The sequence below is a fragment of the Nocardia cyriacigeorgica genome (genome assembly GCF_010868145.1).
Classification (GTDB): domain Bacteria; phylum Actinomycetota; class Actinomycetes; order Mycobacteriales; family Mycobacteriaceae; genus Nocardia; species Nocardia cyriacigeorgica_D.
The window spans coordinates 116,874-128,929 of sequence record NZ_JAAGUY010000017.1 but is presented as its reverse complement, the minus strand read 5'-3'; the positions used below and the strand labels follow the sequence as shown (position 1 = coordinate 128,929).

Annotated in this window: 12 protein-coding genes and 1 pseudogene; 10 read left to right on the top strand and 3 right to left on the bottom strand. The window is 63.1% G+C overall.

The annotated features are described in order from the left end of the window. Positions 1 to 179 precede the first annotated feature (179 nt). The 9 genes and pseudogenes from GV792_RS30370 to GV792_RS19695 form a co-directional block, all read left to right on the top strand. Positions 180 to 1,199 (top strand): annotated as a pseudogene (locus tag GV792_RS30370) (toxin glutamine deamidase domain-containing protein); the annotation flags it as partial. Positions 1,200 to 1,350: 151 nt separating this feature from the next. After that, on the top strand, positions 1,351 to 1,869 hold the full coding sequence (locus GV792_RS29715) for a hypothetical protein (RefSeq protein ID WP_256668681.1): 519 nt from the start codon (positions 1,351 to 1,353) through the stop codon (positions 1,867 to 1,869). A gap of 126 nt (positions 1,870 to 1,995) precedes the next feature. Next, positions 1,996 to 2,295, top strand: a complete 300-nt coding sequence (locus GV792_RS29710) for a hypothetical protein (RefSeq protein WP_256668682.1) — start codon at positions 1,996 to 1,998, stop codon at positions 2,293 to 2,295. A 566-nt stretch (positions 2,296 to 2,861) separates the two neighbouring features. Further along, on the top strand, positions 2,862 to 4,673 hold the full coding sequence (locus GV792_RS29705; RefSeq protein WP_309139131.1) for a toxin glutamine deamidase domain-containing protein: 1,812 nt from the start codon (positions 2,862 to 2,864) through the stop codon (positions 4,671 to 4,673). Then, positions 4,670 to 5,125 carry a hypothetical protein gene (locus GV792_RS19715; RefSeq protein ID WP_163825635.1) on the top strand — a complete coding sequence of 152 codons (456 nt, stop codon included), beginning with the start codon at positions 4,670 to 4,672 and terminating at the stop codon, positions 5,123 to 5,125. The genes GV792_RS29705 and GV792_RS19715 overlap by 4 nt, the downstream gene beginning before the upstream one ends. Before the next feature lie 867 nt (positions 5,126 to 5,992). Next, positions 5,993 to 6,331, top strand: coding sequence for a toxin-antitoxin system YwqK family antitoxin (locus GV792_RS19710; RefSeq protein ID WP_175584564.1), 339 nt, complete (start codon positions 5,993 to 5,995; stop codon positions 6,329 to 6,331). A gap of 99 nt (positions 6,332 to 6,430) precedes the next feature. Further along, a complete protein-coding gene (locus GV792_RS19705) occupies positions 6,431 to 6,832 on the top strand; it encodes a hypothetical protein (RefSeq protein ID WP_163825633.1) in 402 nt (133 codons plus the stop codon). 32 nt (positions 6,833 to 6,864) lie between these two features. After that, complete coding sequence (locus GV792_RS19700) at positions 6,865 to 7,614, top strand: glycohydrolase toxin TNT-related protein (RefSeq protein ID WP_163825631.1); 750 nt, start codon at positions 6,865 to 6,867, stop codon at positions 7,612 to 7,614. Continuing rightward, entirely contained in the window at positions 7,611 to 7,877 is a 267-nt protein-coding gene (locus tag GV792_RS19695) for a hypothetical protein (RefSeq protein ID WP_163825629.1), read from the top strand. Before GV792_RS19700 ends, GV792_RS19695 begins: the two co-directional genes overlap by 4 nt. Before the next feature lie 183 nt (positions 7,878 to 8,060). Here GV792_RS19695 and GV792_RS19690 read toward each other — a convergent pair whose 3' ends face one another. After that, a complete protein-coding gene (locus GV792_RS19690) occupies positions 8,061 to 9,056 on the bottom strand; it encodes a hypothetical protein (RefSeq protein WP_256668683.1) in 996 nt (331 codons plus the stop codon). Between the two features lie 1,073 nt (positions 9,057 to 10,129). On the opposite strand from GV792_RS19690, the gene GV792_RS19685 reads away from it, so the two are divergent. After that, the gene (locus GV792_RS19685) at positions 10,130 to 10,675 is read left to right on the top strand and encodes a hypothetical protein (RefSeq protein ID WP_163825626.1); all 546 of its coding nucleotides are present in this window, start codon (positions 10,130 to 10,132) and stop codon (positions 10,673 to 10,675) included. 22 nt (positions 10,676 to 10,697) lie between these two features. Here GV792_RS19685 and cobM read toward each other — a convergent pair whose 3' ends face one another. Together cobM and GV792_RS19675 are read right to left on the bottom strand one after the other, a co-directional pair. Beyond that, positions 10,698 to 11,459 carry a precorrin-4 C(11)-methyltransferase gene (cobM, locus tag GV792_RS19680; RefSeq protein ID WP_163825625.1) on the bottom strand — a complete coding sequence of 254 codons (762 nt, stop codon included), beginning with the start codon at positions 11,457 to 11,459 and terminating at the stop codon, positions 10,698 to 10,700. Positions 11,460 to 11,613: 154 nt separating this feature from the next. After that, positions 11,614 to 12,039: a PPOX class F420-dependent oxidoreductase gene (locus GV792_RS19675; RefSeq protein ID WP_163825624.1), complete on the bottom strand. Its 426-nt coding sequence runs from the start codon at positions 12,037 to 12,039 to the stop codon at positions 11,614 to 11,616. Between the last annotated feature and the right edge of the window lie 17 nt (positions 12,040 to 12,056).

The window sequence follows — 12,056 nt, the reverse complement described above, 5'->3', positions numbered from 1 at the left end:
GTCAACCCGGCGACCCCCACACACCTGCCCCCGGCCCGAACCACACCCCCCAGGGTGCCGACCCACGGCCAGCGGGCTCGCACCCTCACCTGAGCACCCCACCGCCAACCCAACGGCCGCAACAGACACCTATCGCCCAGGCACGTGCTGCCCGAGAGTTCTACCGGAATCGTCCATCTATGGACGGCAGAACAACGTCCGTTTCGCCCTCTCGCAACCGCACCTCTCGTCAGGAACCCGGATACGACGTCCGACGATACGAACTTCCCTCCGGACAGCGCCTTTCGATGATCACTGTCCGGGTCGATCTCGCCTCTGGGCGCAATGTCCCGCCGCAAGACCTACGGCAGTTCATGGAATCAGTGGAGCGATCAGTCGACCGGACATTCAACACCGAGCAAAGCCTGCTCAACGGCGACGCGCTCTTGGTCGATGTCGTATACACCACCGACCCGGCAGCCGCCCACCTCCACCTGACCGTAGACAACAACCGCGAGAATCTCAGCGCAATAACGCCTCACAGCAACACCGATATCGCCACTAATCAGATTCGCCACCAACTCGGTCTTCCGACAGTGCCGATCGATGGCAATCCGACACTCACTCAGGATGATCTGCGCCAAATTAGTGACGACATCGCGGCCAGCAGTACACCGACACGACTCGGCAATCCATCCGAGCTTCGACGCTTCGGCACGACCGAACTGCAACCGGTCGAACGGATCGAATATCAAACTGCCGTCCAGGATTCGCTCCGCGAAGGCGATGGGTTCCGGATCGGCGCGGACCCGCGTACGCACCCGTACGGACAGCTCATCAACGATGGTGGCCCCACGGTAGCTGGTCGCGGCAACAACTGTCTCGACTGCTCTTTGTCGGCTCTGTCCTCTTTCTTCGGCAACCCGCAGGTTTCGGCCCCGCGGTGGCCGGATCGAGTGCCAAACGGAACCATCGACGAATCCACTGGCGAATTCAATGGTCTCAGCCGGGCGGAGCGATGGCTCGGGGGTGGTCTCCTCAGCTACTACGATGGCCAAAGGTCTGTCCCAGACCAGTTCGCATCGATGCATTCATGGGTCTCCCAGCTCGGCCCGGGATCCGCCGCGCTGGTAGTTAACGCTTGGCATGCGTGGAACCCCGAAACGCAGCAGTACGAGTACAACGCCGACGGCACTGCGCGGTCCGGGAGCACACACGCAACTGTGATCGTGTACCCACACGGTGCGGCCGGACCGGTCTGGTGGGATCCGCAGTCCGGAGAAATGACGGACCATCCGCCCACACATATGGCAAACACATCGGTCGATGTGTGGTTCACACCGATACCAGCTGATCAAGGAGTCAACTACGATGCAGGCGCCGTATCGAACCAAGGAACAGGTCCAGCAGTACCTGGAACAGATCTTCGGCCCCAGCCAGAACTATCAGATCGGAGCGATCGAGCACGGCTGGTTGTGCAGTCCGCAACCGGCCCCGGGCCTAACGTTCAGCCAGACGGTCGGAATGACGAGTTTGGTGGTCAACGCCGAGACCGGAGTAGTGCACAGATACCCGAGCTGGCCGGGACCGAAGATCGTAGAGGACTACACACGAGCGCTCCGCACCGGACAACAACCAACAGCGCGCCAAATCTACCCACCGCAAACTCGCATCAGTATCCGTCGCACCAACGAGACCACCAACCAGATCGAGTACCAGATAACGGAACTCGCCGAACGGAAGCCGCCCCACGACTTCCAGCTCATGGTCAACAAACAAACACTGGAATACCAGCCAACCGGGACGACCTCCGCAGTCGTGATTTCATGGCTGGACTGGCGCAGGGGCCAGGACGGGACTTGGCCGGAAATGGGAACGACAGAGTACTGACAGCAACCGACGACAGGTCTGTCGATACGCGCGGCAACAATCCTCGGTCGGCCGCGGAGGGTCTTCCCCAGCAGGAACTCCCGCCACTGGGCAATTTCATTCCCATCGGCCCCGAAGGACCAAACAATGCCGGAACATCTGGAAACGCCGGAACAAGTCCAGCAGTACCTGGCCCGAGCGCTCAACACCACCCGCCAGTTCACGGTTCTCCCGACTCAGTTCGGCTGGGTGTGCCGTCGAATACTGACGCCGGAGGAACGAACGAAGGGCAGGGGCCTCGGGCTGGGGAACTACGTGGTCAACCGTCAGACCGGAGTCGTGACGGCGCACCCCAGCCTGTCGCCACGGACGATCGGACAGCGGTACGACGAAGCGATTCGGACCGGGCAACCGGTGCAGGGACGCCAGGTGTACCCACCGACTTGACGGGTACAAATCGACCAGATTCAGGAGACTCCAGACGAGATCCAGTACCGAGTCCTGGCCGAATCACTGATGCAGCCACCGACGGAACCTCCGACGCAACACCATCTCACGATCGACAAACGCAACCTCCAGCACCATACGAACACCCCGGCAATCCATCCCACTTGCAGCAAAGCGATGGCTTGGGCAGAAGCCCGGAGCCGCCGGAACGGAGTGTGGCCTCAGAGCGGGACGTTCGAGTTCTAGACGGCCCCGATCGCGAACCCATGGCCGCACCGCCTCGGGACTCAGGACGAGACCTGGCCGGAAGCGGAGAGAACCGACTACCGGCGCCAGAGTCTCGCACAACCGCGCAGAACGCCCAGGCACCCGTGACTGCGACCGATCACAGCGGCGGCGGAGCAGCCCGTACTTCTGATCAAATGGCCGGCCAAGATCGCAATGGGACGACCGGCCTGAGCAGTCCGTCGGCTCCGATCCCCGAGGGGCGAGCGGGATCACCCACGCCCGGAAGCCCATCAGCGGACCCCTCTCAACCGTCGGCCGCACCCGCTCACTCATTTGAGGTGCCGCGTCGCACGCTGGATGACGTTCGTCCTTTCGAACAGCCTGGGGGTCTGCGTCCGGTCGAACCCGAGTTTCAGCAAGCTGTCGAGAGTGCGGTGCCGCGCAGACCCGACGGCGAGCCGCTGGTACCCCCTCCTGTCAACCACTCGTGGGTAGACGAGATCAATGATGGCGGGCCGTGGGCCGACTCGGGCCGGGGCATCAACTGTGTCGATGCGACTCGAGCCGGCTTGTCGACGTTCTACGGCGACCCCCAAGCCGCCGCTGCGAGGATGCTGGAGACCGACGAGTTCGGCCGACCCGATTGGGCGGGGGAGATCGACGGCATATCCAACATGGAAGAGTGGGCAGGCGCACGGTATTCGCACACCGGAACCGGTGAGGACGGACTCGACGAGGCCATGCAACGGGTAGCCGATGCCGGGCCTGGCGCAACCGCAGCAGTTCTCGTCGACTGGGCACCCGATCCACCAGAAATCGACCCTGACACCGGGCTTCCTTGCGATCCCGGCTCTCACCAGCTCGCGTTGATCAATGATAACGGCCGCCTGCTGTGGGTCGATTTTCAAACTCGAACGATCACAGACTATTTCCCATTTTCGGATGGCGTCGGTGACGTTTGGGCGATCACGATGGATGCCGACCGGAATCCTGTAGTCGACCCCGATCAGGATTACTCGGATCCCGTGACCGAAACTCCCGAGGGACAGCCGAAACGCCCCACGGGGAGCGAGACCGAAGACGGCGGCCCCGAAAACCCCGATCCGGCATCGGGCGATACAAGCCTTCCTCCGCTGCTGAGCGCGGAGGAGTACCTGACACAACCTCATGTCGTGGAGGCGCTACGTCACGCTGACGAGCAAGGTACGACCACCGTTGTAGACGGCGCCGAGATGCCCATCGGACAAGCGGTTCGACAGCTTCTCCCGCAGCATCCTGAACTAGCGGCACTGCTCCAGGAGACCGACTACCTGGAGAAATCGCTACTCGCTCGCCCCAAGACACTCGCATCTCTGATGAACCATCCCGAGGCGATTCCTGTCCTGGCTGATGCCGCACATGAAGTGCGTGACCGGGGAGCCGACGAAATCCTCGCCGACAACGAATCGGCATCCGGGCCCGAGCCGACACCACTCACAGCGGAACAACGCACCATCTCGGAGGTCCTGCGGACCTCGACCGAGGACTACTTGGAAACCGACCGGCGCCAACCTGATTTCGACGTGAGCAGAATGGAGGATCGGGAGTACCGGAGTCAGTATCTCGATCGTCAGTATGCGCAATGGCAGGCCACGCAGGAAGCCTTGAACGACGTCGTCCGTGAAGTAGCTGAGGAGACAAATGGGCAGCCCGGCTGGCGGCGCGAGCCGAAGGACAGGGTCCGCGCCGAGGACAAGATCGCCGGCTACCAAGGAAACGCCTCCAGGCTCACGGACCTAGTCGGTGCGAAAATCGTGTTCGACAGTGTGGCAGATATCTATCGTGCAGCCGGATTGCTTGCGCATGATGAGCGGATAGAAATCGTAGACTTCGATGATCGATTCAACGAACCAGTAGGCTCCGGCTATCGCGATCTCCAAATGAAGGTCAGGATGCCGAATGGCCACATCGCCGAACTTCGACTGCACCTCAGCCACATCGACGAAGTTGCAGATTATGAACACGCTCTTTACGAGGGTCGGCGTGACCTCAAGGCGCTCGCCGAATCCGAAGGACGGGATCCGACACCGAACGAATCTGCCCTGAAGGCCGCCCTCGAACGACGGTCGGTAGAAATGTTTCAGATGGCCCTGGAAAGAGGATTGCAATGACAGCGGCACAACCCTCGTACTATCAGTATTTCGACCGTCCGATCAAGGTGGAAACTACACCGAATGGGCGTGACATCGGCAGTATCTTGAATAATAGAACGGGACGCTTCGAATCTGCGCCTTTCGAAATCACCGAGGCCGTTCTCGGCGTACGCACCGAGAGCCACATAAGGAAGTTCAGGTCCGAGCGGGAGTTCATCAGGGCGACCGAGGAGGCGCGGATGGAAAATCTGCGCGGATCTGGGCCGATCTTCGCTTTGTACGAAACGATCACGGCGATATTCGATCAACGGCGGGCGGAAAAACGTCATCTGACACCGGAAGAACGAGCGCTTGTCGCGTCACTCTTCCAACGAACTTACACGATGTGGGCAGACGAGTTCGCACGGCGTGATTCCGGTCAGCAACCATCGTTCGACTACGAGTCCACACTCCCACCGACAAAGGAGTAGTTCGTGTCCGAGCAAGTTATGTACTTCGCCCGGCGCAACGCCTCGGGACGAACCGACATCGTTCGGCGTCTCCCTGCCGGCAGTACCGAATCCTTCGGTCCCACCGGAACTTGGGAGCCCGTCGAACTACCCCGCCCCGATGATCCGGCTTCGACGCCGATCAGCGCCGAAGCCGCTGCGCTCGAGATCTACCGGCAACGGGAAAGCGGCGCGGTCCCGAAGGTGGAGGGTGTAGCCATCCCGCTCCTCCCGCGAACTGCGGAACCCGCGCCGAGGCCCGGCGCCGGGCCCGTCAACGTCTTTCAAGCTCAAGCCATAGCCGACGAGTGGATGGGCCGGGCCGGTCGTGGCGGTGTGTACGAATTCGACGCTGGCTTCGTCGTCTATCCGCTGATCCCAACCACCACGGAATCGGCAGCCGCCGAATCAGCACCCCATCGACCCAGATCGAGACGATCCGGCTCCGGAGTGGGAGTGATCGACAGGCATACCGGAGAACTGTCACTGTGGCCGAATCTACCGCACAGGCAAGTCGCCGACTTGTACCGGCGTTCTCGCTCCGAGCAATAGTCGACTCGGATACGACTCGCGCAAAGGTGTTTTCATCCCTATATGGGTGGGTGACCGCGTCCATCGACGATCCTCTGGACCGACCAACAAGCAGGTGGTGTCGATCGGCTATTCGACCGACGGGACGTGGCTCTGGCCGTACAAGCCGTTCTCGCCGGATGGCCCAGAAGCGACTCCGTACTGCGCAAACTGCAATCAGACCATGGGGCAGGCCGAGAATTACAGTGGTCGGTACACTCACGTTCCGGCCAGCGCCGGGAATCTGACCGGTCGATACGAGCCGGGCGAGGGGAAATCGTGACAACGAGCGACGTCAATTTCGACCCAGTCGACTGGGACGAAGACGAAAGGCTGCTACACCAAGGGCAGCCATTTACCGGCGAAGCCGTGGAAATCCTGGAAGATCAATTGACATATCAGGAGTTCTACGAGAACGGCGTACCGCACGGATCAGTACGGGAATGGTGGCCGGACGGAACACCGAAATCCGAAGGACAGGTACGACACGGCCTTCCCTACGGGACTTTCCGAGAGTGGCATGAGAACGGACGGTTGGCTATAGAAAAGAAGTTCGGAGATCGTGGTCAGCTGGTGACTGTAGACAAATGGGATGAGCATGGCTCCAGAATCAGCTGACGCATCGAACCCATGCCAGGCGCAGCGGACAGCTGTGCTCAGGTCGTCGAAACATCCGGAAGCCGAATTCGTCCGATCCGATTGGGAGGCCTGAGAGCGATGCGCCTTTTACCCGCCCTCGACGAGGTAGTCGCCCTCCTCGATGACGCCGACGAGGACAGCCCCTTCCAGCAGGTGCCGGCGCGGGAGCGTCTGGACAGGCTCGACCACAACCTCCGCGCGCCTCTGGCCCGCTACTTGGACGAATCCAGCGCCTTGTGGGTCACGACGTCGATCGACGATCCTTTGGACCCGACCAAGAAACGGGTGGTGTCGATCGGCTACTCGACCGATGGAACATGGACATGGCCCTCGTATTGGGGCTACTTCGTGCGCGAGTATGGCCTCGCCATACCCGACGAGTTCATCGCCCATGTCCGGGAACGGAACTTCTCGCCTGCGGTCCTCGACAGTCAGGCGTTGAAGGCCGCCGAGCAAGAGTTCGACAGACTCTTCGACTGACAAGGCAGGCAGCCCTTCAGGAAGGTCAGGACGTGGATTACAACGAGCTGGGGATGATCCTGCGCGGGCTCGGCGTGCCGGAAACGATCTACTCGATCGGCAGACTCGCCGACGATCGTTATTGCCTCGTACCCGAGGAGGACGGCACCTTCGAAGTCTTCTGGTACGAACGCGGCGGGCGACATGACCGTTGCGCATATACCAGGCAGGATGCTGCGTGCTGGGGCATGCTCGGCATGATCGGCGGCGGGCTCGACGGGTCTCAGCCGCTGGCTCCGGGTAGGGGGACGGCGGGCGCGCTGGGTGGCGCGCCGATTACGCATCGGGCAGTGCAGTCACTGCTGCACGACGACGCCGGTGGTGTGTTCGGCGAATTCACCGAGGAAGCTTGGATTCAACGATTCGTGGTGGCCGATGACCGCACGCTCCCCATGGGGGAACGCCGGCTGATCTGGCCAGATCCGAAACAGTATCCGGATGGTTTTGCCGACCCGGCGGGCCGGGCGCCGATCCGTCTGGAACCTGGCCGAATCCTGGACTCGTTCGGGTCGACATACACGCGGCTGCTCTATGACATCGGAACGCCGTTCGTCGAACGCTCGCTTCCCCTCGACTACGCGCATTCGGGCTATCGCCGATGGCGGGTGATCCGCGAGACACCGGTGTGGTCGGGTCCGGTCGCGCCGTGGTTCGGGCAGCCCGGCCGCGGCACCCAATACTTCACACTCCTGCCTGCCGTCGACCTGGTTGGCTCGAAATTCATCGAGGAGATCGCGCAATGACCGGAGGCGAACTCTTCCGCCAAGACCCGACCAGCCAGCTGGCGCAATTCTCCAAAGTGAGCACCCCGAATTCACTGGTGTCGGAAGGCCGATTGCGGGAACAAGCATGGTGTCTGATCGAAGCCGAGGACGGCTGGTGGGAAGTTTTCTACTACGAACGGGGCTCCCGAACCCAGAACCTCGGCCGAGCGAACTCGAGGCTCGCCGCCCTGCGCCTACTGGGTGGACGCATGCTGACCACCGACATCCTCAATCGAAGCTGAGGCTGGTGAACCTCGTCGGGCCGAGATCCCGGTGCGATAAGAGGCTGCCATCCACGTCGGCGGCTCGTCGCTGCACAGGGAGCGCTATGCCTACTCCTTATTAAAGGTTGTCGAACAACCTTTAATAAGGAGTATCGCTATTTCGGGTTACGTCCATCGCTTGGCCCTCGAATCAGAGACGGACTAGCCCGCGTTAGCGCTGGTCAGCCAGTCATATCGCTGACAGAAGCGGGCGGCTGGGCCAGTGAGAGTGTCGCGGGCCGCTTCACGGACCGGGCCGATTTCGCTCAGTAACCGTGGGGATTGAACCGGCCCGTCGAGCAGGTCCAGCGCCGAGTCGGCGGCGGTGATTGCCTCGGTGATGTCGCCGAGACCGGCCAAGGAGGCGGCGAAGTAGGTGCGGTACGAGGCTTCGTCGCGGGGGCGGTTGCCGGGGCGGGTGATGCTTTCGCGGAACAGGTCGGCTGCGCGGTGGTGTTGGCCGAGGAGTCGGCGACCGCGAGCTTCGTGCACTCGTAGCTCCGCCTCGGTTACGTGGTCGAGCCAGGCCGGGTCGTCGCTGCCGTCCAGTCCGCGATCGACCTCGCGCCACACTTGGACAATGGCGCGCTCGAATTCATCGGAGTCGCCGACCGCTGCATGTGCGGTCGATTCTTCTGCGGCGCGCAGGGCGTTCAATCGCCTCGACGGGACATGCCGTGCGAGTTCGCTTGCCCGGCAGGCGAGTCGCACCGGCTCCCGGCTTCGGACAGGATTGGCCACTGCGAGGTTCGCGAGGTCTCCGAGCGCGGCGGCGAGTAGTGAAGTGTCACCGTACTGTTCGGCCAGCAGGACGGACTCGCCGAGGGATTGCCGCGCTGAATCGGGCCTGCCCGAGTCACGCGCGAGCCAAGCCGCGGTGTTCGACAGCCATCCCGTCGCGCTCGCCAAGTCTGCCCCCGTTCGCGACCCGAACTCCCCGTAATCGAGCCATCGCCGCGCCAGCCAATACTGCTCCAGCGCATACCGCGCGATCCCTCCCCCACCGAATTGGTTGTCGTGCTCCCACAATCGGCGGGTCAGGTCCTGGATGTAGCCGATGTGGGGCGTTCCGATCTTCATCGAGTCCGATGCCGCGGAACCTGCGACAGTGCCGGCGAATGCCACCGTCGTCGCCAAACCGAACTTTCTGCGGTTCACGTCCTCGGCTCCTTCGTCCCCGCTCTCGATGGTCCTCGGTTCTGAGGTTCCGAGCAAGACCGGTGTGAGAGCCGAACGGGGTATTCCCAGAGCATCGGCGGCGCGGCAGAGTTCGCGGACGTCGAAGATCGTGCCCACCTCCGCCCGCTCCACTCTCCCCGTGTGCGCGCGATCCCAATGCAGCAGCTGCCCGAAATCGGCCTGCGACAGGCCCATGCGTTTACGAACGAACGCCAACGCTTGTCCGGGCTCCCCCGCAGCCAGGAGCGTTCGAAAGGCTGGCGTTTCCCATGTTGCCGTGAGCTTTTCGTCGTCCATCAACTGCCCCCTGCGCGAATTGTGGTCAGCGAACCATAGCCCCGAATTCCCACGTCAGGCGTGTCAACGGCAGATTCTGCACATCCACTCTGCGCACTTCATGCCGTCGCACCCCACCGGGTGACCACGCGAGGCTGTTTTCGCATCCGGCGCCGGGCCGATGCCGTGCCCCAGCCGGCACACCGACCCGCAATGTCGCAGGCCGGTGGCGAAAGCCCCCGGCGCCGGATGCCCGAAACGAAAGGCGCCAATGACGTTGATTACCGTGGATTCCTGACATGTACTCTCTAGCGTCGTGTCCGCACTCGCGGGGTGCGCAATCGCGGTGCTCATCATCGGATGCCTATGGCCGACCGACCGGCCGAACTCGCCGACTCCGGCACATCGGCAGCGCCGGGTCGCTCCTGCCGCACCTTCGGTCACCCGCCCAACAGCGTGGACCTGCGGTCTCCCATTGCGGCCCCTGACTCTCGACGACGCGCACAGCGCCATGCAGCATCACCGCGAACACGATTGCGCCCGAAAACGGGCCGCTTTCGCCACCCTGGTCGCAGCGGGGCGCATGACCCCGGACTCAGCGCGGCGCAACCGACGGTGAATGCACCGCGCCCGCACTCCGGCGCATGTGACATCTGGGCTCACCGAACCACCCGAGAGTGGGACGCCGACTCCGGCATGACATCCGACGCACCACCAGCTTGGATGGTAGACGCGAGCGGATGAAGCCCGGCCGTTCCCCGAGGAAGGATCCGACCATGCAGGCGCAGCCAGTCCACACGAGCGAACAAGTGGAGCAGTACCTGGCCCGGATCTACCCGGGCCGAGAACTGACGATTCTGGAAACCGAGTTCGGATGGGTGGCCCGTCCGGTTCTGACCCGGGAAGAGATAGCGGACGGGCAGGGTCTTGGCCTGGGGAACTTTGTGGTGAACAAGCAGACCGGTGTGGTGACAGCGCACCGAAGCCTGCCTCCGAGATTGATCGGTGCGGAATACGACGAAGCGATCAGAACCGGTGGATCGATTCAGGGCTACCAGGTTTACCCGCCGACGTGGCGGGCCCATATCGAACGGATTCGGGAGACCCCGGAGGAGATCGAATACCAGGTCCGAGCAGAGTCTCTGACCGAACCACCCGCGGAACCCCCGGCCGAACGACAACTGGTGATCGATAAACAAACCCTCGAAACCAGAACGAACACCCGCGCGATCCATCCAACAGTCCAGCACGCGACGGCATGGGCGGAAGCCCGTAGCCGCCGGAACGGAACGTGGCCTCAGACGGGAACGTTCGAGTTCTAGGCGGCCGTGGAGCAGCCGACGGTCACAGCCCGTTCGGGCGAGTTCGGTCGCGTGCTGGATCGTAGAGATGCGAGCCCGCGCAGGACACTCCCGATTGCAGTGCGCTGCCGACGAGAACTACTGCGGCTTGGCGCAATCCGGCCGACTCGACCTGGTCGGCGATGTCGGCGAGGGTTCCGCGGAGGACCAGTTCCTCGGGCTGGCTGGCACGGTAGACAACCGCGACGGGGCAATCCGATCCGTGGAATTCGGCGAGTTCGGCTGCCAGCGTTCGAATGCGGGTGATCGCCAGGTGCAGGACCAAAGTCGCTCCGGTACGGGCGAATTCGACCAAGGCCTCCGATTCGGGCATCGCAGTGGAGCGGGCCTGGGTGCGGGTGAGCACAACCGATTGGACTACCTCGGGGACGGTCAATTCGGTGCCGAGGATGGCGGCCGCGGCGGCGTAGGCGGGGACGCCGGGCGTGACATCCCATGGGACACCGTGCGCGTCGAGGCGGCTGGTCTGTTCGGTGAGAGCGGAGTAGATGGACGGGTCGCCGGAGCACAGGCGGGCGACGTCGCGGCCGGATTCGTTGGCGCGAACCAGGTGGGCGATGATCTGGTCGAGGTCGAGGTGCTGGGTGTCGATGAGTTCGGTGCCGGGGGCGCAGTGGGCGAGCACCTCGGGGTCGAGGTAGGTGCCTGCGTACAGGCAGACCGGGGAGGTCCTGAGCAGGGTCACCGCGCGGACTGTCAGCAGGTCCGCGGCGCCCGGACCGGCGCCGATGAAATGCACCGTCATCGCACACCGCTTCGCGCCATCGCCACACCGCTTCGGGCCGCGCGGCTGCGTCCACCGTCCGCGGGCACGCCGGTCCGTGACTCGGTCATGCGCTGTCCTCTACTTCCGTCTCGGTTACCGACGGCAGGCGTAGCGTCGGCGACGACGAGTCTATTCAGCCGGTCATATCGAAGGCCGCGATGACCTTCTCCGGCCGCACCCGCACCACCACCTCGCCGGGGACGCCGTTGCGCTTGCCGAACTCCTCGGCTCGGTCGGCGCCCATATAGCGGGCACCGATCGCGGTGGCCGTGCGCAGCAGCTCGTCCGGATCTTCCGACAGCGTCACTGTGCCCTGGACCTGCACGAACGCATACGGCAATGCCTCGAGATCGACACATAGCGCGATCCGATCGTCGCGAGCGAACGCCCTGCCCTTCGCCGAAGTCCTGCCCGTGTTGAACACCAACTCGTCGCCTTCGACGATGAACCACACCGGTGCCACCACCGGCCGCCCGTCGCCAGCGGTGAACGCCACCTTGGCCGTCCGCGTGCCTCGAGTGAGAAAGTCACGCACCTTCGGATCCGACATTGTCGTCATCCGCCCACCATAGAGCC